This is a genomic window from Streptomyces sp. ML-6, assembly GCF_030116705.1.
Taxonomy (GTDB): Bacteria; Actinomycetota; Actinomycetes; order Streptomycetales; family Streptomycetaceae; genus Streptomyces.
Genome location: NZ_JAOTIK010000001.1, coordinates 5,290,501 through 5,311,657 on the forward strand (window position 1 = coordinate 5,290,501; position 21,157 = coordinate 5,311,657).

23 protein-coding genes are annotated in these 21,157 nt (G+C 72.2%); 11 read left to right on the forward strand and 12 right to left on the reverse strand.

Going from position 1 to position 21,157, the window contains the following annotated elements; translation table 11 throughout:
- Positions 1–142: 142 nt before the first annotated feature.
- Together OCT49_RS23555 and OCT49_RS23560 are read right to left on the reverse strand one after the other, a co-directional pair.
- Positions 143–1,138, reverse strand: a complete 996-nt coding sequence (locus tag OCT49_RS23555; RefSeq protein WP_283853824.1) for a hypothetical protein — start codon at positions 1,136–1,138, stop codon at positions 143–145.
- A gap of 127 nt (positions 1,139–1,265) precedes the next feature.
- On the reverse strand, positions 1,266–1,490 hold the full coding sequence (locus OCT49_RS23560) for a hypothetical protein (RefSeq protein ID WP_283853825.1): 225 nt from the start codon (positions 1,488–1,490) through the stop codon (positions 1,266–1,268).
- A 123-nt stretch (positions 1,491–1,613) separates the two neighbouring features.
- Between OCT49_RS23560 and OCT49_RS23565 the strand changes: the two genes are divergently transcribed.
- Complete coding sequence (locus tag OCT49_RS23565; RefSeq protein WP_283853826.1) at positions 1,614–2,441, forward strand: helix-turn-helix domain-containing protein; 828 nt, start codon at positions 1,614–1,616, stop codon at positions 2,439–2,441.
- A complete protein-coding gene (locus OCT49_RS23570; protein WP_283853827.1) occupies positions 2,428–2,721 on the forward strand; it encodes a DUF397 domain-containing protein in 294 nt (97 codons plus the stop codon). The genes OCT49_RS23565 and OCT49_RS23570 overlap by 14 nt, the downstream gene beginning before the upstream one ends.
- 59 nt (positions 2,722–2,780) lie before the next feature.
- Here OCT49_RS23570 and OCT49_RS23575 read toward each other — a convergent pair whose 3' ends face one another.
- The 5 genes from OCT49_RS23575 to OCT49_RS23595 all read right to left on the reverse strand — a co-directional run bounded on the left by OCT49_RS23575 (position 2,781) and on the right by OCT49_RS23595 (position 8,807).
- On the reverse strand, positions 2,781–4,319 hold the full coding sequence (locus OCT49_RS23575) for an FG-GAP-like repeat-containing protein (protein WP_283853828.1): 1,539 nt from the start codon (positions 4,317–4,319) through the stop codon (positions 2,781–2,783).
- Between the two features lie 132 nt (positions 4,320–4,451).
- Positions 4,452–5,195: a class F sortase gene (locus OCT49_RS23580; protein ID WP_283853829.1), complete on the reverse strand. Its 744-nt coding sequence runs from the start codon at positions 5,193–5,195 to the stop codon at positions 4,452–4,454.
- Positions 5,196–5,390: 195 nt separating this feature from the next.
- Positions 5,391–6,260: a hypothetical protein gene (locus tag OCT49_RS23585; protein ID WP_283853830.1), complete on the reverse strand. Its 870-nt coding sequence runs from the start codon at positions 6,258–6,260 to the stop codon at positions 5,391–5,393.
- 553 nt (positions 6,261–6,813) lie between these two features.
- A complete protein-coding gene (locus OCT49_RS23590; RefSeq protein ID WP_283853831.1) occupies positions 6,814–7,671 on the reverse strand; it encodes a transglutaminase-like and tetratricopeptide repeat-containing protein in 858 nt (285 codons plus the stop codon).
- Between the two features lie 47 nt (positions 7,672–7,718).
- Complete coding sequence (locus OCT49_RS23595; protein ID WP_283853832.1) at positions 7,719–8,807, reverse strand: GNAT family N-acetyltransferase; 1,089 nt, start codon at positions 8,805–8,807, stop codon at positions 7,719–7,721.
- A gap of 117 nt (positions 8,808–8,924) precedes the next feature.
- Between OCT49_RS23595 and fdxA the strand changes: the two genes are divergently transcribed.
- On the forward strand, positions 8,925–9,245 hold the full coding sequence (gene fdxA / locus OCT49_RS23600; RefSeq protein ID WP_018105475.1) for a ferredoxin: 321 nt from the start codon (positions 8,925–8,927) through the stop codon (positions 9,243–9,245).
- A 160-nt stretch (positions 9,246–9,405) separates the two neighbouring features.
- Positions 9,406–10,515, forward strand: coding sequence for a succinyldiaminopimelate transaminase (gene dapC / locus OCT49_RS23605; RefSeq protein WP_283853833.1), 1,110 nt, complete (start codon positions 9,406–9,408; stop codon positions 10,513–10,515).
- Between the two features lie 225 nt (positions 10,516–10,740).
- Here the strand turns inward: dapC and OCT49_RS23610 are convergent, their stop codons facing one another.
- Both OCT49_RS23610 and OCT49_RS23615 read right to left on the reverse strand, forming a co-directional pair.
- Entirely contained in the window at positions 10,741–11,139 is a 399-nt protein-coding gene (locus OCT49_RS23610; RefSeq protein WP_283853834.1) for an ATP-binding protein, read from the reverse strand.
- Between the two features lie 297 nt (positions 11,140–11,436).
- Positions 11,437–12,390: a hypothetical protein gene (locus OCT49_RS23615; RefSeq protein ID WP_502963410.1), complete on the reverse strand. Its 954-nt coding sequence runs from the start codon at positions 12,388–12,390 to the stop codon at positions 11,437–11,439.
- A gap of 222 nt (positions 12,391–12,612) precedes the next feature.
- On the opposite strand from OCT49_RS23615, the gene dapE reads away from it, so the two are divergent.
- Together dapE and OCT49_RS23625 are read left to right on the forward strand one after the other, a co-directional pair.
- On the forward strand, positions 12,613–13,692 hold the full coding sequence (gene dapE / locus OCT49_RS23620; RefSeq protein ID WP_283853835.1) for a succinyl-diaminopimelate desuccinylase: 1,080 nt from the start codon (positions 12,613–12,615) through the stop codon (positions 13,690–13,692).
- A gap of 99 nt (positions 13,693–13,791) precedes the next feature.
- Complete coding sequence (locus OCT49_RS23625) at positions 13,792–14,541, forward strand: LOG family protein (protein ID WP_283853836.1); 750 nt, start codon at positions 13,792–13,794, stop codon at positions 14,539–14,541.
- 121 nt (positions 14,542–14,662) lie between these two features.
- Here the strand turns inward: OCT49_RS23625 and folP are convergent, their stop codons facing one another.
- The gene (gene folP, locus OCT49_RS23630) at positions 14,663–15,535 is read right to left on the reverse strand and encodes a dihydropteroate synthase (RefSeq protein ID WP_283853837.1); all 873 of its coding nucleotides are present in this window, start codon (positions 15,533–15,535) and stop codon (positions 14,663–14,665) included.
- A gap of 248 nt (positions 15,536–15,783) precedes the next feature.
- Here folP and OCT49_RS23635 point away from each other — a divergent pair, with 248 nt between their 5' ends.
- Positions 15,784–16,230: a DivIVA domain-containing protein gene (locus OCT49_RS23635; RefSeq protein WP_283853838.1), complete on the forward strand. Its 447-nt coding sequence runs from the start codon at positions 15,784–15,786 to the stop codon at positions 16,228–16,230.
- Positions 16,227–16,814 carry a DNA-3-methyladenine glycosylase I gene (locus OCT49_RS23640; protein ID WP_283853839.1) on the forward strand — a complete coding sequence of 196 codons (588 nt, stop codon included), beginning with the start codon at positions 16,227–16,229 and terminating at the stop codon, positions 16,812–16,814. Before OCT49_RS23635 ends, OCT49_RS23640 begins: the two co-directional genes overlap by 4 nt.
- 68 nt (positions 16,815–16,882) lie before the next feature.
- On the opposite strand, the gene chcB is transcribed toward OCT49_RS23640, so the two are convergent.
- Positions 16,883–17,695 carry a 2-cyclohexenylcarbonyl CoA isomerase gene (gene chcB / locus OCT49_RS23645; RefSeq protein WP_283853840.1) on the reverse strand — a complete coding sequence of 271 codons (813 nt, stop codon included), beginning with the start codon at positions 17,693–17,695 and terminating at the stop codon, positions 16,883–16,885.
- 314 nt (positions 17,696–18,009) lie between these two features.
- Between chcB and OCT49_RS23650 the strand changes: the two genes are divergently transcribed.
- Positions 18,010–18,177, forward strand: coding sequence for a DUF3117 domain-containing protein (locus tag OCT49_RS23650; protein WP_003966491.1), 168 nt, complete (start codon positions 18,010–18,012; stop codon positions 18,175–18,177).
- 228 nt (positions 18,178–18,405) lie between these two features.
- Here the strand turns inward: OCT49_RS23650 and OCT49_RS23655 are convergent, their stop codons facing one another.
- Entirely contained in the window at positions 18,406–19,071 is a 666-nt protein-coding gene (locus tag OCT49_RS23655; protein ID WP_283853841.1) for an O-methyltransferase, read from the reverse strand.
- 186 nt (positions 19,072–19,257) lie between these two features.
- Here OCT49_RS23655 and sigE point away from each other — a divergent pair, with 186 nt between their 5' ends.
- Positions 19,258–20,019, forward strand: coding sequence for an RNA polymerase sigma factor SigE (gene sigE / locus OCT49_RS23660; protein ID WP_262375829.1), 762 nt, complete (start codon positions 19,258–19,260; stop codon positions 20,017–20,019).
- Positions 20,016–21,062 carry an anti-sigma factor family protein gene (locus tag OCT49_RS23665; protein WP_283853842.1) on the forward strand — a complete coding sequence of 349 codons (1,047 nt, stop codon included), beginning with the start codon at positions 20,016–20,018 and terminating at the stop codon, positions 21,060–21,062. Before sigE ends, OCT49_RS23665 begins: the two co-directional genes overlap by 4 nt.
- Positions 21,063–21,157: the final 95 nt, after the last annotated feature.

Sequence of the window (21,157 nt, forward strand, 5' to 3'; positions counted from 1 at the left end):
GACAAGGTGAGTTGAGGAACGCTTCTCCGTGCCTCCGCAGGCTGGGCGCCATGGTGGCGGACGGCGCATACAGCGCGAACGGTGCGGAGGACACGGTGCGGCGGATCGTCGACCGCAACCCGCGGGAGCCGGTGCGGTCGGGTCAGTGACGGGCGGCGGTCCGCCGCCCGGCCAGCCCGGCCCGTACGGCGGCTGCGCCGCGTGCCGTGGCCGCCACCGCTGCCGACTCCTGGAGGGGCGACGCGTCCCGGCACACGGCGCACAGCTCCTCGTCCCCTTCCGGGGTGAACAGCATCGGCTGCATGTGACGGGGCCCGGCGCACTCGCGCATCGCGGGCAGGCGGGGCGGCGGCGGTGCGGGGGTTGCCGAAGGCGCAGTCGGTGGCGTCACGGGCCCCGGTTCGCTGAGCAGGTACCGCAGGAGGCCGCCGGGACGGTGGATGGCCCGTTCGCGCCCCGGCAGCCCGCGCCGGACCTGGCCGCGTACGTCGTCGGCGGTGTGCCCGAGGCTCAGCCACTCGGAGGCGAGCGCCACCAGCTGCGGGACCATGCCGCGCGGCACGGTCAGCCGGGGGTCCAGGGCCGTGATGCTGTCGACCAACTCCCGCGCCTCGCGGTCACGTTCGGGTTCGCATTCGGATTCGGATCCGGGCTCGGATCCGGAATCCGCAGGCGGAGGCGGGGGCGGGGGAGGGGTGGAGGTGTTTCCCACCGTGGTCTTTTCGGGATGACGACCGGCGCCCCGACCCTTCGGCTCACCGGCGGCCGGACAGGCGGCCGTCGGATGCTCGGTGCGCTCGGCGGCCGTCGGGCGCCCGTTGCGTACGGCGAGGGCTTCCTCGGCGGTCAGCGGCACGGAGGAGACCAGCTGCACGGTGGACCAGAGGCCGCGCAGCCCCTGCTGTCGCCACTCGTGCACGAATCCCTCCCCCTTGAGCTGGGCCTTGGCCCGGTTGAAGGCGCCCTTCCCGATACCGGCACGGGTGGCGGTGCGGGAAAGGGACTCCGCGGCGCCCGGCGGGAGGGAAAGTTGCCAGGTGAGGATGCGGACGGCGTCGGACGACAGCCGGGGATGCCGCAGGATCTCGTTGGAGATCTGAGAGAAGTGGCGCAAGGGCGCGATAACATGCCGAAGCATCGTTCGTGTTCCTGTCGTGTCGGGAACTGGCGGTGAAGGCCCTTGTCGCTGGTTGCACCCGGCGATGGGGGCCGCTTCATTGGTCACCGTACATGAACATTCGCGCACGCAGGGTCACTTCAGCGGATCACCACTCTCCCCCGTAGCGCTCCTGCTTCCGCTTGATCCACGCCTGGATCACGTGCGTCTCCTCGGGTGACGCCGCGCGCAGATCGCCCGCGTTGATGGTCGCCACGAAATGTACGAACCGGACCCGCCGGAGGGCCCCGTCCACCCCGATGACCTTGCCGGGGCCGTAGACGTCGGTACCGGTGTGGGCGACGTAGGCGTTCTGTCCGAAGGGTGTTGTCATGGCGCTTCCTCTTGGTTCGCTTCACTCTGTGTGGGTGATTCATGTCACAGGGTGAGCTACTTGCGGCTACGCTCGCCAGAGGGTTCAGCGTGACGATGCGCTTCGCACATGGGGGAGTTGCCGGTGGCCAGCGAGGAGATTCCAGAAGCCCGGGTCCTGTACGGCAAGGAATTGCGCAGTCGCCGGGAAGTGGCGGGGCTGACGCAGGAGCAGTTGAGCCAACGTGCGTTCCTGTCCCGCACACACCTTGCCCACATGGAGGCGGGGCGGCGGCTGCCCTCACCGGAGGACGCCGAACGGCTGGACCAGGTGTTGGAGGTGGGTGGGTTCTTCGTGAGGTTCCTGCCCGTGCTGGAGGAGACACCGGGTGTTGCCGAACACTTCGAGGCCGCTGCGGAGTTCGAGAAGCAGGCGACAGTGCTCCGGCTGTACGAACCCAAGCTGATTCCTGGCCTGCTCCAAACGGAGGCGTACGCCCGCGAGGTGCTGAGCTCCGGCTTCCCGCCCAAGAGCGACGAGGAACGTGACAGGCTGCTCGTCACACGTCTGAAGCGCGCCCGCATCCTCGACAACTTCCAGTCGCCCGTGGTGTGGGTGCTGATCGACGAGGCGGTGCTGCGCCGCCCCATTGGTGGTCCGGCCCTGATGGCCGAACAGCTGCGACATGTCGTGGAGTTCGGAGAGCGTCGACGTGTACGGGTGCACGTCCTGCCGTTCTCGGCGGGCTACCACGCGCTGTTGGAGGGGCTGGTCTCCCTGATGTGGTTCGAGGATCTGCCGCCCGTTGCCTACACCGAAGGGCTCAAGTCGGGGCGGGTCTGGGAGAATCCGTCAGCAGTGCGTGATTGTCAGGTGGCCTACGATCACGCACTGGGGGATGCGCTCTCACACCGGGAGTCCCTGGCCCTCATCCGTTCGGTTGCGGAGGAATACGAGCATGAAGCGCAGTGAGTCCATCGTTCCGGACGCCTCGGTCCTGCCCGCCTGGCGCAAGTCCTCGTACAGCGGCGGCACCAGCGGCGACTGCCTGGAGATCAGCGAGGCGTACGCGTCCTGGCGCAAGTCCTCGTACAGCGGCGACAACGGCGGCGACTGCCTCGAAGTGAACGACGCCTGCACCGCCTGCGTCCCCGTACGTGACAGCAAGAACCCGCACGGTCCGGCCGTCGTCTTCGCGGCCTCGGCCTGGACGCCGTTCGTGACGGCGGTCAAGGGTGACCGTCTGGTGTGACGGTGCTGGTGTGACGGTGTGGTGTGCGGGGGCCGAACAGCCCCCGCACGCTTTATGTGTCAGTCCGTCAGCGTCTCGCTGAAGCGGGACGAGTTGGTCGGGGCGCCGAGCGTGGCCGCGCCGAACGAGACGGAGCCCTTGGCGACGATCCCGGTGGGGTCCGTGCCGAAGATCCACAGGGCGCCCTTGCTGTTGTTCTCCGAGGGGGCGCCGACCACCATCTCCGTACGGCCGTTGCGGTCGTAGTCGCCCAGCGCGACGGCCTCGCCGAACTGGTCGCCCGCCTCGGCGACACCCGGAACCCCGGCCGTGTACTGGCCGAACTCCTTGGAACCCGCGCCGCTCACGCCCTTCGGGCCGCCCTTGAACACCAGGACCCGGCCGGCGTCGGAGATGCCGTTGATCCGTTCGCCGGGCAGGCCCACGGCGATGTCGGGGTAGGTGTCGCCGTCCGTGTCGCCCAGCGCCAGGCTGTACCCCATCCGGTCGTGGGCCTCGGCCGTGCCCGAGACGCCCTCGGTGTCCTGGTTGATCCAGACGGGCTTCCGGGTGGTGCTCTGCCCCTTCGGGCCGCCGTACGAGACGAAGAGCGCGCCGCCCTTCTTCACCGGGGTGTCGGCGTGCGACCACTCGTCGCCGCGCCCGATGACGACGTCCCCGTGGCCGTCCTTGTCCAGGTCGGCGATGCCCACACTGACACCCCCGACCCCGGCGCCGTCCGCGTCCTTGATCTCGACCGGTGCGGCGAAACCGGTGGTGCGGCTGCCCTTCAGCAGGTACGTGTGCTGTGCCCACGGGCCGTCCTCGGCGAAGCCGAGGATCACCAGGTCGCCCACGCCGTCGCCGGTCACGTCGCCGACGGCGATCTCCGAGGTGTCGAGCACGGCCGTGCCGTCGACCGAGAACGAGCTGATCCGGCTCGGCTTGCCCGTACGGCTGACCGGGCCGTGCAGGACGTGGCCGCCGCGCCGTACGTCGCCCACCGCGATGTCGGCGTGGCCGTCGCCGTCCACATCGCCCACGTCCAGGTCGCCGGTGGCGTCGGTCTGCTCGCCGGGGACGGGGGCGAGGACCGTGGCGTTCTTCGAAAGGCCGGACGCGCTGCCCCAGTTGACGGACAGGACCGTGCCCTGGTCGCCGGGGATGTTCGCCCAGAGGCGGCTGACGAGGTCCGCGTAGCCGTCGGCGTTCAGGTCGGCGCTGCGCAGCCCCGTACCGTAACGGGCGTCGCTGCCTCCCTCGATGCCGGAGCGGTCCGGCCAGGTCAGCACCTGCTTTCGGGCGGAGGACAGGCCGCCGGGGCCGCCGAACAGGACGCTCACGGCGCCCGCGCCCTCTTCCGAGCCGACGACGGTGGTGGCCATGGGGGCGCCGACGGCGACGTCCGGGTAGCCGTCGCCGTTGAAGTCGTCGCGCAGCCGCTCGGGGCTCGGCGTGCTCGCGGCGGCGAGGGACGGCTGTGCGGTGGACGCGGACGACCGCGCGGTGGGGGCGGAGGACTGCGCGGCGGCGTGCCCCACGGGCGCGGCGAGGGCTCCTGCGACCAGGGCGACACCGGTCGCGATCGCCAGCCGACGGTGGGGGGAAAGAACAGGCACGTGGATCAACTCCGGTGCTCGGTACGTCGGTCGGGGCAGTACGGAAAAGGTTCCGCACTGCCCCGTACGACGTCGTGATCCGGCGGATGGTTGTGCCGGGAGTGCCGACGACCATGGACGGACGTCGTCGGCTCAGCCTTCCTTGAAGGTGTCGAGGTGGGCGAAGGCCACCACGTTGTCCTTGTAGTCCTTGGCGGTCTTGTCGTACGCGCCGCCGCAGGTGATCAGGCGCAACTGGGCGGAGTTGGTGTCGGCGTAGACCCGGTCGTCGGGGAAGTTCGCCTTGCTGAACTGCTCGACGGAGTCGACCTTGAACGTGGCGACGGAGCCGTCCGCGCGGGTGACGTCCACCTTGGCGCCGGGCTTGAGGTGCTGGAGCTGGAGGAACACGGCCGGGCCGGTCATCGTGTCCACGTGACCCGCCACGATCGAGGCGCCGCGCTCGCCGGGGGTGGCGCCGTCCTTGTACCAGCCGACCAGGTTGCTGTCGTCGGGGGGCGGCGCGTCCAGCTGGCCGTTGGGGCCGAGGGACAGGTCGGTGAACGGGGCGTTGACGCCGATGGCCGGGATGCTCAGCCGCTTGGGGACGGAACGCGGCATGGTCGGGCCGACGGTGGTCGGCGACGGGGGGAGCGGGGCGGGGGCGGCGTGGGAGCCGAGGATCTCGGGCGTGGGGGAGGCGACGGCCGAGGGCGAGGCGGACGCGACGGCTGCGGGCGGGGCGGGTGGTTTGTCGTCGGCCGCGGTGCCGAAGGAGTTGTAGATGAGGAGGACGCCGACACCGGCTGTCACGGCGGGCCACATCAGGGCGCGGCCCAGTGTGGTTCGGGAGGCAGTCCGGATGGAGGTGGAGCCGGTCGACTGCGGGGCGGCCATGGGAACGTGCCTTTCGGTTCAGTCGTGCGGTGCTGAGGGCGCGGGTGCGTACGTGAGGGGGAGGGGGGAGGGGGCCGGGTCGCGCGGGCCCGGGACCCCTCGGGGATTTGTTCGGGGAAACGCAGCCGCCGCGACCGCCGCCCCGAGGGGGCGACGGCCGCGACAACGTGCCGTTCGGACGGTGAGCGGGCCCGGTCAGGCCATCGCGCCACCCGTCGACCGGCGGCGCAGCTTGTACGCGCCGACGCCGACACCACCGAGGAGCAGCGCCGAGCCGGCGGCCAGACCGCCACCGGTCATCGCCATGCCGCCGCCACCGGCGTGGACACCGCCGCGGGGCTTGTCGCCGTGGCCGCCGTAGCCGCCCTTGTCGTGGTCGCCGTAACCGCCACGGTCACCGCCGCGGTCGCCGTAGCCGCCCTCGTCGTCCTTGCCACCCTTGTCGTAGTCGTCCTTGCCGCCCTTGTCGTGGTCGCCGTAGCCGCCGCGACCGCCCTCCTCGTCGCCGGTGATCACCGAGGCCATGAAGCCGCCACCGGCGTGGACACCGCCGCGGGGCTTGTCGCCGTGGCCGCCCTTGCCACCCTTGTCGTAGTCGTCCTTGCCGCCCTTGTCGTGGTCGCCGTAACCGCCACGGTCACCGCCGCGGTCGCCGTAGCCGCCCTCGTCGTCCTTGCCGCCCTTGTCGTAGTCGCCGTAGCCACCCTCGTCGTCCTTGCCACCCTTGTCGTGGTCGCCGTAGCCACCGCGGCCACCCTCGTCGTCACCCGTGGGAACGGAGGCCATGAAGCCGCCGCCGGTGTGGACGCCGCCCCAGGGCTTGCCGTGGCCGCCCTTGCCGCCCTTGTCGTAGTCGTCCTTGCCACCCTTGTCGTGGCCGCCGTAGCCGCCGCGGTCACCGCCGCGGTCGTAGTCGGACTTCCCGTAGTCGTCCCCGTGCGAGGACGAGTAACCGCTGTCGTGGCCGGAGTCGTCGGATGCCGCCATGGCGTAGGCGGCCGGGCCGGTGATGGCGAGGACCGCTGTGACAGCGGCCGAAGCGAACAGTGTGCGGGCAGAGCGCATCTGAACACATTCCTTCCGCCGCAACTGCGAAGAGTGACGGGCTGTCGACTCAAGGTGGCGCAGTGGCGACGTGATCCACCGTCAGCCGGAATGCCGATCCGCGCCATCGGGGAGAGGCGCATTGGAGCTACGCCCTGCTCTCTTCGGGTGGCGCCTGGCCGATAATCACCCGTTGGACTGCACGCAGCGCCGCGTGAGGTTTGGGCGGCGGCGGACCACCCGTTTGCCGGTGTGTCAGTTCGTCGGCACGCTCGGCGGCCGGTCCGCCCGGATTCCTTGTTTTCCGTCAACAGGGCTTTGGCTGAGGGAAGTTGATGTCAGGTCGTGTGTGGTGGGTCGAGGGTTCGCCGGGTGGGGAGGTTCTGGCGGCCCGTCGGATTCTTCGTGCGGACGGTTCCCGATCCCGGTCCGTGACGTGCGGTGGCGGATGACTCGCCACCGCTGAGCTGCTTGCTTTCGGGTGGCCGGAAGTGGTCGGGACCGGGGGCGGAGACGGGGGCCGGGGCCGGGGCCCCTCGGAGGGCGGATCGCCCCGGGGCGCGGACAGGCCGGCCTAGTTCAGCAAGGACCGCGCGGCCCGCGCCCGGCGCCGTACCTCTTCCGCCGTCGCGGGCTCGACCGCGGCGACCACGTCCGCGTACTCCTCCATCTCCACCGCCCCGCGCAGGAACTGCCCGCTCTGCACGAGCAGCTGGGCGCGCTCGTAGCGCAGTCTGGCGGGGTGCGAGGGCAGCAGCAGCGAGAGGTCCACGGCCCACAGCGCCACGTCCGTGCGCTCCGGCCGGTTCGCGGCCCAGGCCCTGATGTTGTTCAGGATGCGCAGCACGATGTCCAGGGTCTGCGCGGGCACCAGCATCGACTCGTCGAGCGGCCGTCCGGTCGCCCCCGCCGCCAGCAGCTCCGCGTCCTGACCGGACAGCGGCCGGCCGCCGTCGAACGGATCGGCCAGCACCCGCTCGTCCGGGTCGCCGAAACCGACGATGAAATGGCCGGGCAGCGCCACCCCGTACACCGGGGCCCCGGCCCGCCGCGCCACCTCGATCCACACCACGGACAGCAGGATCGGCAGCCCCCGGCGCCGCCGCAGCACCTCGTGCAGCAGTGACGACTCCAGCCGTTGGTAGTCCGCCGACGAGCCCGCGAAGCCGCACTGCTCACCGAGCAGCTCGGCGAGGGCCGAGGCCCAGGCCCGGCCGCCCCGCACCCCGTAGGGAAGCCGGCCCGCCAGCTCGTCCAGCTCGATCTGCGCCGCGTCGATCCCGTGCTCGCCCAGCGAGGGATCGGCCACCGCGCCCAGCAGCAGGCAGAGCAGCGCGAGATCGGGCCGCTCCTCGCGCGCCTCCTCGGCGAACCGCCTGCGCAACTCGTCGGGGCCGGGGCGGTCCGACGGTTCGTGGTGGTGAGGGTTCATCGGGATCGTCCGCCTCGGTGAGGGTTCATCGGGATCGTCCGCCTCCGTCACGCCGACGGGAAGTGCCGGAAGTGGTGGTACAGGTGGTGGACCGCGAACCCCATGTCCTCGTACATCGCCCGGGCGCCCTCGTTGTCCGACTCCACCTGGAGCCACGCCGCCGACGCGCCCTCGTCCAGGGCCCGGCGGGCGAGCGCGGTCATCACGGCGGTGGCCAGCCCCCGGCGCCGGTGTGCCGGATCGACCTCGACGGCCATGAAGCCCGCCCACCGGCCGTCCACCGCGCACCGGCCGATCGCGGCGGGCGGGACGCTCCCCCCGGCTGTGGTGTGGGCTTCGGTCCGGGTTTCGGCTGTGGTTTCGGCTTCGGTTTCGGCTTCGGTTCGGGCTTCGGCGTCGTCGGCCGGTACCGAGGCGAACCACACCGACGGGCCGCCGCGCAGCACCTGGAGGACGTGCGGGCCCGGCGTCTCGAAGCGCTGGTAGCGGGAGAGCCACGCCTCGTCGAGGTCCCGGCCCACCCGTACCCGCGACACGTCCGCCGCCAGGTCGCCGATCGGCGCCAGCGCGGCGGTCCGCACCTCCGTCGTCACCTCGCGCCGCCAGCCGCGCTCCTCCAGCTCCGCGCAGAGCAGCTCCTGGGTGCCCTCGGCGCCGGTCGCGGCCTGGACGTACGCGGGCAGGCCCCGCTCCCCGTACCACTGCTCGACGCGCCGGAGCGCCTCGTCGAGCGGCATGCCCGGATCACCGAGCGGCAGCACGGAGTTGGCGCGCCGGGTGAACCCCCGCGCGGCGCGCAGCCGCCAGTCGCCCAGCGGTTCGCTCTCCACCGGCGGCCAGGCACGGGCACAGACGGCGGACAGTTCCTCGAAGGAGGCGGCGGGACCGCGGCGGCGGGCCGGAGCCGCCGGCACGACCTTGCCCGCGACCAACGCGGACTCGTCGATCCGGACGGATTCACCGTTCTTCCGTGTGATCGAGAGCACACCGTTGTCCCATGATGTGAGAACCCCGACGGTGTCCGTGAACTTCACGCCTTGAGGGCCGGTCTCGCACACACGCCGGACTGATACACGTTTGCCCACGTCAGCCGGTGTGATGCGGACCTCGAGCTGTCCGCCGATGGTGAATTCCACAGCTCTGTGTGCCCCTCCTGTTCGGTTCGTGCCCCGGAACGGAGATACTAGAGGTGGGCATCGACGACGCCGCGCTCCCGCGCGAGAGCCAACGCCCTACCGAGGAGGAACGACAGCGTGACCTACGTCATCGCGCAGCCTTGTGTCGACGTGAAGGACAAGGCCTGCATCGAAGAGTGCCCCGTCGACTGCATCTACGAGGGCCAGCGGTCCTTGTACATCCACCCGGACGAGTGTGTCGACTGTGGAGCCTGTGAGCCGGTGTGCCCGGTCGAGGCGATCTTCTACGAGGACGACACTCCGGACGAGTGGAAGGACTACTACAAGGCGAACGTCGAGTTCTTCGACGACCTCGGGTCGCCGGGTGGTGCCTCCAAGCTGGGCCTGATCGAGCGCGACCACGCGTTCATCGCCGCGCTCCCGCCGCAGAACCAGTAGTCGGCGGACGCCACGCGCACCGCCCCGGTCCCGTACGGCTCGTCACCGTGCGGGGCCGAGGCGTTTTCGCACCCGGGTGACGGGTGCCCGGCGCCCCGGCGGCCCGTACGAGAAAGTCCCCGTACGAGAAAGCCCCCGTACGAGAAAGCAGAGAGATTCCGTGTCCGCAGTCTCCTCCCGAGTCTCCTCCCGTCTCCCGGTCTTCCCGTGGGACAAGCTCGCCCCCTACAAGTCGACGGCCGCGGGGCACCCCGACGGCATCGTGGACCTGTCCGTCGGCACGCCCGTCGACCCGGTGCCCGCGCTGGTCCAGCAGGCGCTCGTCGCCGCCGCCGACAGCCCCGGCTATCCGACGGTGTGGGGGACCGCCGAGCTGCGCGACGCGATCACCGGCTGGCTGGAGCGGCGGCTCGGCGCGGTCGGAGTGGCGCACGAGAACGTCCTGCCGGTCGTCGGCTCCAAGGAGCTGGTGGCCTGGCTGCCGACCCAGCTCGGCCTCGGCGCGGGCGACCGGGTGGCGTACCCGCGGCTCGCCTACCCCACGTACGAGGTGGGTGCCCGGCTCTGCGGCGCCGAGCCCGTCGTCTACGACGACCCGACCGAGCTGGACCCGGCCGGGCTGAAGCTGCTCTGGCTGAACTCGCCGTCCAACCCGACCGGCCGCGTCCTGGCCAAGGACGAACTGACCCGGATCGTCGCCTGGGCCCGCGAGCACGAGGTGCTGGTCCTCAGCGACGAGTGCTACCTGGAACTGGGCTGGGAGGCCGAGCCGGTCTCCGTGCTGCACCCGGACGTCTGCGGCGGCACGTACGACGGCGTGATCGCCGTCCACTCGCTCTCCAAGCGCTCCAACCTGGCCGGGTACCGGGCCGCCTTCATCGCGGGCGACCCGGCCGTGCTGGGCGAGCTGCTGCTGATCCGCAAGCACGGCGGAATGATGACGCCCGCCCCGGTCCAGGCGGCGACGGTCGCGGCGCTCGGCGACGACGCGCACGTCGCCGAACAGCGCGAGCGGTACGCGGAACGGCGCACGGCCCTGCGCGCGGCCCTGGAGGCGCACGGCTTCCGGATCGAGCACAGCGAGGCCAGCCTCTACCTGTGGGCCACCCGCGACGAACCGTGCTGGGAGACCGTGGCGTACCTGGCGGAGCTCGGCATCCTGGTGGCGCCGGGCGACTTCTACGGCCCGGCCGGCGACCGCTTCGTGCGCGTGGCGTTCACGGCGACGGACGAGCGGGTCGCGGCGGCGGTCAAGCGCCTGGCGCCGTAGGCGAGCGATCCGGACCGGCCGGGCGTGTGGTCGGCCCAGCTTGTGGTGGGACCCGCTTGTGGTCGGATCGGACGGGCTCATGGCCGGTCCGGATCAGCCCCTGGCCGGTCCTGAACGGTTCGCGGTCGGTCCGCCGTACGCGCGTGAGGGGCCTCGGGAACGCAGCGCGTCCCGAGGCCCCTCACGCGTGGTGCGCCGGCCGGTGGCCGGGGCGGGTCAGGCGGGTCAGCCGAGCGGCAGGCCGCCCTCGGCCGCGCCGCCGAGGGTCTCGCCCGCGTTGCCCGCGAGGCCGCCCGCGGCCTTCTGCACGGTGGGGGCCGCCTGGGTGCCGGCCTCGCCGACGGTCCTGCTCGCGACCGGCAGGGCCGTGCCGACGAGCTTGCCGCCGGTCTCGTTCGCCGTTTCGGCACCCTGCCGGGACGCGCCGTCGACCGCCTTGCCGAGACCGGCGCCGTCCGTCACCTCGCCGAGGCCGGCTCCGTCGACGGTGGTCAGACCGCCGAGGTCCGGGGCCTGCGGAAGCGTCGCGGCACCCGCGGTTCCGGCCGCGCCGACCACGGGGGCGGCGCCTGCGGCGATCAGCAGCGCGGCACGGGCGATCCGGCGGGTCAGGGGGAGGGACATGATGCTCCTTCGACGGGGTGAGGAATCTGTCTGTCCGTTGATCGGACGCAATGACAACCGTCGTGAGGGCGGGAGAGGTTGCGGTGGGCCGAGGTAAAGAGTCGGTAACGCACCGCACGGTGCGCGGCGGCGGAATCCGGTCGGTCCACGATTTTCCGACTGGGTGGATGAGCCGTCACTCCCCTTGTACCGCAAGGAAATTGACGTTCTCTCAGGAAGTGACGGGGGAGGCCGTGGCGGTCCGTGCGGAGGAACGGCCGGGACGCCCCGGATGACCGTTGCGGGCGATCGGGCGAACTACTGCGCGAGCCCGATCCGGACCTTGGTGGTGCCCGATTCCTTGCGTTCCGTCCGCCAGCCCGCCCCGGCCTCCCACACCCGGTCCGCGTAGGACACCTCGTCGATCCGGAGCGCCTCGGAGCGCGCGACCGCCCAGTGCGCGAGCTCCCAGCCGCGCCGGTCCGCTTCCTTCCCGCCGCCCCCGGACGCCCGGGTCGCGCGCACCGGCACCGAGATCGTGCCCGCCGCCGGCGCCCCGGCCGCGGACTTCCCGTCCGCCGAAGTGACCCCCTGCGCGGGCAGCACGTCCTTGCCGAAGGCGCGCACCAGCTCCGAGCGCACCTTCGCCGGGTCCGCCTTCGCGCCCGCCGCCCGCGGCGGCACGCAGTTCAGCGAGGCGGGCGCCCGGCCGGTCAGCGCCGCCGCCAGCAGCGCCGCGTCCGGCTCGTGCTTCGCGTACGCCTGCGGGAAACCGCTGCGCTGGACCCGCTGCGCGGCGACGGTCAGCGGCAGCCGCGAGTAGCCGGGGACCTTCGCCAAGTGCCGGTAGAACTCACCGGCGGAGTAGACCGGGTCCAGGATCTGCTCCTCCGTGCCCCAGCCCTGCGAGGGACGCTGCTGGAACAGGCCCAGCGAGTCCCGGTCGCCGTACTCGATGTTGCGCAGCCCGGACTCCTGGAGCGCGGTGGCCAGCGCGATCGTCACGGCGCGCTCCGGCATCCCGCGCGAGGCGCCGACCGCCGAGATCGTCGCGGCGTTGGACGCCTGCTCGGGGCTCATCCGGTACGTACGGGCCCCGCCGTCCGAACCGTCGGCGGACTCCACCATGCAGCCCTCGACGAGCTTGCTGCCGGTGATGTACTGAACGGCCAGATAGCCGCCGAGCGCGGCGAGCACGAGAAGAGCCGCCGTGATGCGGAAGAGGCGGCTGCGGCCGGTGGGGCGGCTGGTGGAAGAGACGGTCCGGGACACGGGGCCACCGTACTGGAGTGTCCGACCGGGGCCGAGGGTCCAGGGGCCCAGGTTCGGATCATGACGCGCCCGAGGGGTCCGATCCGCCCCGGAGCGGACGAAAAGCCCTGGTCCCGCACGGTCCAGCCCGGTCCGCATGGTCCTGCCCGGTCCCGCCCAGGATTGGCAATCGGCAGTGGGACGGCCCTGCCGGCCGCGGGCGGGGTCGTTAGGGTCGGTGCCATGCCCGAAACCACACTTGACCTCACCCTGGACGGCCCGGCACTCACCGCCGCGCTCGTCGACTTCCCCTCGGTCAGCGGTCAGGAGAAGGACCTCGCCGACGCGATCGAGTCGGCGCTGCGCACGCTCCCGCACCTGACCGTCGACCGGCACGGCAACAACATCGTGGCCAGGACGCACCTGGGCCGCGCCGAGCGGGTCGTGCTCGCCGGGCACATCGACACCGTGCCGATCGCGGACAACGTGCCGTCCCGGCTCGACGCCGACGGCCTGCTGTGGGGCTGCGGCACCTCCGACATGAAGTCGGGCGTCGCCGTCCAGCTGAGGATCGCCGCGACCGTGCCCGCACCCAACCGCGACCTGACCTTCGTCTTCTACGACAACGAGGAGGTCGCCGCGCACCTCAACGGGCTCGGCCACATCGCCGACGCCCACCCGGACTGGCTCGCGGGCGACTTCGCGGTCCTGCTGGAGGGCTCCGACGGCGAGGTCGAGGGCGGCTGCCAGGGCACCCTGCGGGTCTTCCTGCGCACCGAGGGCGAGCGGTCCCACTCCGCACGCGGCTGGATGGGCTCCAACGCCATCCACGCCGCCGCCCCGATCCTGGCCCGCCTCGCCGCGTACGAGCCGCGCCGCCCGGTCATCGACGGCCTCGAATACCGCGAGGGCCTGAACGCGGTACGGATCGAGGGCGGCGTCGCCAACAACGTCATCCCCGACGCCTGCACCGTCGTCGTGAACTACCGGTACGCCCCCGACCGCACCGCCGAGGAGGCCCTGGCCCACGTCCACGAGGTCTTCGCGGACTGCGGCGTCGCCGAATTCGTCGTCGACGACCACTCGGGCGCGGCCATGCCCGGCCTCTCCCACCCGGCGGCCCAGGCGTTCATGGCGGCGGTCGGCGGCACCGCCCGGCCCAAGTTCGGCTGGACGGACGTCGCCCGCTTCGGCTCCCTCGGCATCCCCGCCGTGAACTACGGACCCGGCGACCCGCTCCTGGCGCACAAGCGCGACGAGCACGTGAAGGTCGAGCGGATCACCCACTGCGAGGAGCGCCTCCGCTCCTGGCTGACCGGCTGACCGACGGTATTCCCCTGGTCGTAACCTCCGGCGATCTACCCTGAGCTGACAACGGACGGCCGCCGTCGGACGGCCGTCGATCGTCGGAGGGAGCAGGTCATGGGCAACCCCGAGGGAGCGCGCGTCCCCGAGGAGCAGCGGCTCGGACCGGTACTGCGCCGCAGGGAACAGATTCAGCCCGGCACCACCGACCAGCGGCTGCTGGACACCGAGGGCGACTCCGAGTGGGTGCACACCGACCCATGGCGGGTGATGCGCATCCAGTCGGAGTTCGTCGAGGGCTTCGGCACGCTGGCCGAACTGCCGAGCGCCATCAGCGTCTTCGGCTCCGCCCGCACCCCGGCCGACGGACCCGACTACGAGGCGGGCGTACGGATCGGCAAGGCCCTGGTGGAGGCGGGCTTCGCGGTGATCACCGGGGGCGGGCCCGGCGCGATGGAGGCGGCGAACAAGGGGGCGCGGGAGGCGAAGGGCATCTCGGTCGGCCTCGGCATCGAGCTGCCCTTCGAGTCGGGCCTCAACCCGCACGTCGACATCGGGGTGAACTTCCGCTACTTCTTCGTCCGCAAGACGATGTTCGTGAAGTACGCGCAGGGCTTCGTCGTGCTGCCCGGCGGCCTCGGCACCCTGGACGAACTCTTCGAGGCCCTCACCCTCGTCCAGACGGGCAAGGTGACCCGCTTCCCGATCGTGCTGTTCGGCACCAAGTACTGGAGCGGCCTCGTGGACTGGCTGCGGGACACGGTGGTGGCCCAGGGCAAGGCGTCCGAGCACGACCTGCTGCTGTTCCACGTCACGGACGACGTGGACGAGGCGGTCGACCTCGTGACGAAGGAGGTCGGCCGCTAGACCGGGCCCGGGCTGGATCCGGGGCGGGCCGGGCCGTGCCCGGTACCGGGGCAGGCGTCCGTCCCGGCCCCGGCCCCACGTCCGGCCGGCCGCTCCCGTCCCGCCCTGGCCCCCGCGGTCCTCAGGCCAGGCCGCGGCGGGCCACCGCGGGCTCCCGGTGACCGGCGATCGACGCCACCATGTCCAGGACCTGCCGGGTCTCCGCCACCTCGTGCACCCGGTAGACCTGCGCGCCCAGCCACGCCGACACGGCCGTCGTCGCCAGCGTCCCGAGCACCCGCTCCTTCACCGGCCGGTCGAGCGTCTCGCCGACGAAGTCCTTGTTGGACAGCGACACCAGGACCGGCCAGCCGGTCTCCGTCATCTCGCCGAGCCGCCGGGTCGCCTCCAGGGAGTGCCGGGTGTTCTTCCCGAAGTCGTGACCGGGGTCGATCATGATCCCGTCGGGCCGCACCCCGAGCGCGACCGCCCGCTCGGCCAGCCCCACCGTCACCCGCAGGATGTCCGCCATCACGTCCTCGTACCCGACCCGGTGCGGCCGGGTCCGGGGCTCGGCGCCGCCCGCGTGCGTGCACACCAGCCCGGCGCCGTACCGCGCGGCGACCTCCGCGAGCTTCGGGTCGAAGCCGCCCCACGCGTCGTTCAGCACGTCCGCGCCGGCCTCGCAGACCGCCGCGCCCACGTCGTGCCGCCAGGTGTCGACGCTGATCACCACGTCCGGGTGGCGGCGGCGCACCTCCGCGACGAACCCCACCGTGCGGCGGGCCTCCTCCTCGGCGGTCACCTCCTCACCGGGGCCCGCCTTCACGCCCCCGATGTCGACGATCGCCGCACCGTCCGCGATCGCCTGCTCGACCCGGGCGAGCGCCGGTTCGTCCCGGAAGGTCGCGCCCTGGTCGTAGAAGGAATCCGGGGTGCGGTTCACGATCGCCATGATCACCGGCTCGTGCGCACCGAATTCGCGCCGTCCCAGTCTCAGCGCACCGCTTCGCATCCCGTGTCTCTCCTCCGGTAGATCGCCCCGCGGGTCGCCTGCGCCCTGGGCCGTGCCCGCCAAGTTATCGCCTGGTCCCGGCCGCCGGTCCCACGGTCCCGGCCGGACGGACCCCGGCCCTCGGCCTTGCGGTCCGGGTCGGGCGGACTTCGGTTGTCGGGCCGCGGTCCGGGGCGGACGGGCCCCGGTTGTCGGTGCCGCATGGCACGATCGGACCCGGACAGGTTTCCGCCCATGGGGAGATGCGCGTGTTCTGGTTCTTGCTGCTGACGATGGTGGTCGTCGTGGCCGCGGTCACCCTCGCGGTGGTCGGCGGGGGGAAGAGCGCGGTCCTGCAGGACGTGGCGCCCGAGCAGCTGACCGACCCGCTGCCGGAGACACGCCCGGTGGGCCGCGCGGACATCGAGGCGCTGCGGCTCCCGGTGGCCGCGCGCGGCTACCGGATGACGGAGGTGGACGAGGTGCTCGACCGCCTCGCTGCCGAACTCGCCGAGCGGGACGCGCGGATCGCGGAGCTGGAGTCGGCGCTGGCCGGTGCCCAGGCCACCGCGGTCGGCGGCCCCGGCCTGTTCGGGAAGCCGGCCGTGGAACCGTCCGAGGAACGCCACAGAGCGCCGTGGGAGGCGCCCGAGCAGGAGCCCGGCGGGAGCGGACACGACCATCCCGAGTACCCCGGAGAGGAGCCCCGGCGATGAGCGGCGGAGCCGAGGCCGCCCCGGACGGGGGACTGCGCTGCCCCTGGGGGCTCGCCACCGAGGACTACCTCGCGTACCACGACACCGAATGGGGCCGCCCCGTCCACGGCGACGACGCCCTCTTCGAACGGCTCTGCCTGGAGGCGTTCCAGTCGGGCCTGTCCTGGCTGACGATCCTGCGCCGCCGCGAGGGCTTCCGGTCCGCCTTCGCCGGGTTCAAGATCGCCGCGGTGGCGGAGTTCACCGGCGCCGACGAGGAACGCCTCCTCGCCGACGCGGGCATCATCCGCAACCGGGCGAAGATCGAGGCCACCCTCGCCAACGCCAAGGTGCTGGCCGGCTGGCGCGCCGGCGAGCTGGACGAGCTGATCTGGTCCCACGCCCCCGACCCGGTGGGCCGCCCCGCCCCGCGCGCCCTCGGCGACGTCCCCGCCGTCACACCGGAGTCGACGGCGCTGGCCAAGGACCTCAAGAAGCACGGCCTGCGCTTCGTCGGGCCCACCACCGCCTACGCCCTGATGCAGGCGTGCGGCCTGGTCAATGACCACCTGGCCGACTGCGTGGCACGCGGCGGCGGCGCGTAACCCGCCCGCCGGGACCCGGCCCGGCACCTTCGGGGCCCTCGGGTTCTCGTCGCTGCCGGTTCTCGGCCCTACCGGCCGAGGTACTTCGGCTTCTCCTTGTTCAGGAAGGCCTGCACCGCGATCGTGTGGTCCTCGGACGCGCCCGCCCGGGTCTGGAGCTCGTCCTCCTTCTCCAGCGCCTCGTCGAGCGTGTGCCCGGCGCCGTGGGCCAGGGACTCCTTGAGCGCGGCGTACGCCACCGTGGGGCCTGACGCCAGGGCACGGGCCACGGCGGCGGCCTCGGCGGCCAGGTCCGCCGCGGGCACCAGCTTGTTCACGATGCCCAGCTCGTACGCGTCCTGCGCGGAGATCGAGCGCGGGAAGAACAGCAGATCGGCGGCGCGGCTCTGCCCGATCAGCCGGGGCAGCGTCCAGGAGACGCCCGAGTCGGCGGTGAGCGCCACCCCGGCGAACGAGGTGTTGAACGAGGCGGTGTCGGCCACCACCCGGTAGTCGCAGGCGAGCGCGAAGCCGAAACCGGCGCCCGCGGCGACGCCGTTCACCCCGGCGACGACCGGCTTGGGCATCCCGGTGAGGGCCCGGACGATCGGGTTGTAGTGCTCCCGCACGGTGCTCAGCGCGTTGCCGCCGTCCGACTCGCGGGCCTCGGCGAGCTTGGCCACGTGCTCCTTCAGGTCCTGCCCCACGCAGAAGGCGCGCCCGGTCGCGGTGAGCAGAACGGCCCGTACGGCGGTGTCGGCGGCAGCGGCCTCCAGCGCGTCCCGGAGCGCCACCTTGGCAGCCGTGTCCATGGCATTCATCGCGTCGGGGCGGTTGAGGGTGATCGTCGCGAGTCCGTCGCTCACCTCGTAGAGCACGCTGTCCGCCATGTGATCGGCCATTTCGTTGTCCCCTCCGGGCCTCGGTCGGTGCCTGTCCAGGCAAGCATGGCCGACGCGACGGGAAGCCGACATGTGACCTGCGTCTAACAATTGCACCCCGGCAGAGGGGCGAGGGCGACGGAGTATCGCAGGTCGATCGCCGAAATGGGTGGTTTTGCGAGAGCGCGTTGCACAAGCGATGCCGACCGAGGTTGGTCATCGGGGTCTGTGATGCGGGATAATGACCTGGAAGCAATGTGTTCGATGCCGGTGACACAGCGCCTGTCAGTGGGGCCGCCGGTTGCGATGAGCTGGTTTCAGGAAGGGGAACGAGCATGGCGGCCATGAAGCCGCGGACGGGCGACGGCCCGCTCGAGGTGACAAAGGAGGGGCGGGGCATCGTCATGCGCGTTCCGCTCGAAGGCGGCGGTCGGCTTGTCGTGGAGCTGACGCCGGACGAGGCCGATGCACTCGGCGACGCCCTCAAGAAGGTCGTCGGCTGAACAGCGGCGTTCACTCTTCATCACTGCCCCGGCACGGAGCCCGTGCCGGGGCAGTGATGCGTTCACGACGATCCGGGACCGCCCGGAACGGAGTCCGGGAAGCCTGACGAACGGGAGCGCGCGGGAGCGCACGGGAGGGCCGGAAGCCTCGGGAACCCTGTGGGCCTGTCGCCTGCGGTCTGCCGCCCGCCGGCTCCCGGTCCCGGTCCGGTCGCCCGGCCCCGTCGCTCAGCCCCGGCGCACCGCGCACAGCAGCCCGTCGCCCACCGGCAGCAGCGTCGCCATCAGCTCCTGGCTCTCCCGCACCGTGCGCAGCAGCTCCCGCACCCGCAGCACCTCCGCGGGCTGGGCCGAGGAGTCGACCGTACGGCCGTCGGCGAAGACGCCCTCGAAGCAGACGAGGCCCCCGGGCCGCAGCAGACGCAACGCTTCGGCGAGACAGTCCAGGCTCTCCAGCCGGTCGCCGTCGCAGAACACGAGGTCGTACCCGCCGTCCGCGAGCCGCGGCAGCACGTCCAGGGCGCGGCCGGGGATGAAGCGGGAGCGGTTGGCGGCGAAGCCCGCGGCCCGGAACGCCTCGCGGGCGAACTGCTGGCGCTCGGGCTCCGGGTCGACCGTGGTCAGCACCCCGTCGGGCCGCATGCCGTGCAGCAGATAGAGTCCGGACACGCCGGTGCCGGTGCCGATTTCGGCCACCGCTTTGGCGTCCGTCGTGGCAGCGAGCAGGCGCAGCGCTGCGCCGGTGCCTGGCGACACCGGGCGGAGCCCTGCGTCCCGGGCCCGGTCCCTGGCCCAGCGCACTGCTTCGTCCTCGGCGACAAAGGCGTCGGCGAACGCCCAGCTCGTCTGCCGGTTGGCGGTAATGACCCTCTCCTGTCCCCGTAGTTGGCGCAACGGTGACTGTATCCGCTGAACCCGGGAACCCGCAGATGGGACCGGGCGTTATGAGGAGGCGGGGGAGAGCCCGTGGGACCGGCCCCGCAGATCGGGTCCGGGCAGCCACGGGCCGACGCTTTCCCGGGGCCCGTCCCCGCCCCCAGCAGGAAAAAGGCTTATCCGGAGCTAACGGGCGAGGTGGCTATGGTAGGGACTCCACTGGACACCACCAGAGCCGACAGGGGAGGTGCGGCTGCGCCTGTGGATCGGGGAGGAGTGCTGCGGCGCTTTCTCAGGTCGGCGGGTGAGCCGAAATCCGTGACCTACATCGCTGACCGTTCTTCCAACGACTCCGCACCGACCGCGACCTTCGCCTCCGATGCGGACTCCCAGGCGTGGACACCGCCCTCATGGGAAGAGATCGTCAGCACGCACAGCGGCCGGGTCTACCGCCTCGCCTACCGACTGACGGGCAACCAGCACGACGCCGAGGACCTCACCCAGGAAGTCTTCGTCCGCGTGTTCCGGTCGCTGTCGACCTACACGCCCGGCACCTTCGAGGGCTGGCTGCACCGCATCACGACCAACCTGTTCCTGGACATGGTCCGTCGCAAGCAGCGCATCCGCTTCGACTCCCTCGGGGACGACGCCGCCGAGCGGCTGCCGAGCCGTGAGCCGTCCCCGCAGCAGGTCTTCAACGACAGCCACTTCGACGCGGACGTGCAGCAGGCGCTGGACACCCTCGCGCCCGAGTTCCGTGCCGCCGTCGTGCTCTGCGACATCGAGGGCCTCTCGTACGAGGAGATCGCCGCGACGCTGGGCGTGAAGCTCGGCACCGTGCGCAGCCGTATCCACCGGGGCCGCTCGCACCTGCGCAAGGCGCTGCAGCACCGTTCGCCCGCGGCCCGTGCCGAGCAGCGCTCGCTGGCGGGCGCGGTACTTGCGGGGGAGGGCGGAACGGCGTGAGTGGCACAGGTCCGACCCCCGCGGAACAACACCTGGGGGATCGCCTCGCCGCGCTGGTCGACGGCGAACTCGAACACGACGCCCGGGACCGGGTGCTCGCCCACCTCGCGACCTGCGCCAAGTGCAAGGCCGAGGCCGCAGACCAGCGGCGCCTGAAGAGCGTCTTCGCGCAGTCCGCCCCGCCCTCGCCGTCCGAGGGGTTCCTCGCCCGGTTGCAGGGCCTTCCCGGCGGGCCGGGAGGTGACGGCGACGACGAGGGAAGACCGTTCGGCGGCACCGGACGCTTCGCCGACGGGCTCTTCCCCGTGGTCCGGCCGTCCGGCAGCCGTACGGATCCGTCGGGGGGCTCCCCGCTCGGCGGCTTCGGCTTCCTGCCGGCCCCGCACGGCTCGACCGCCGTGCTGCCGGGCAGATCCTCCCGTTCCGGTTTCCGGATCCATGAGGTGGGGCGGGAGGCCGACCGCTCGCCCTGGCGGGGCCGGAGATTCGCCTTCGCGGCGGCGAGCGCCGTCTCGCTGGCGGCCATCGCCCTCGGCGGCGCCCTGCCCACGAGCTCCGGGAGCGGTGCCGCGGCCCGCGCCTCGGGCTCCGGGAACGCCGTGACCCCCTTCGACACCACTTCGCGCGGCGATGGCGGCAGCCCGGCCGCCCGTCGCAACAACAGTGGTGGTCACGGCAGGCTCACGGCGGCGAAGGAGGGCGAACGCACGGCCGTGGCGGCCCCGTCGACCGCTCCGGGCACGATGGCCGCACCCCCTGCGGCCACCCCCGCCACCCTCTCCACGTCCGCGGTGATGTCCACCGGGAGCCTCATGGGCGGTCCCTTCACCACCCAGGTCCTGACGAACATGTCCGCGCCCTCCCTGATACGTCCGACCGACCCCACCCCCCTCTTCGCCAAGGTGCTCGGACGCCTCACCCCGCCGTCCCCGACGCCCTACGCACCCCCACCGCCCCCGCCACCGTCGTCATGGGCGCAACCGTCGGCCTCGGCTCTTCCCACCCCCGTCGAGCGCGGCCTGCCGCTTTCCGTCCGGCGTTGACCGGGGTCTGCGCAAGCATTCGCAAACCTGGTTGAATTCCTGGAGCAGTTCCGGGAGGGACGCCCCTGCCGGGGCGTGCACGGGCCAGTTGAGGC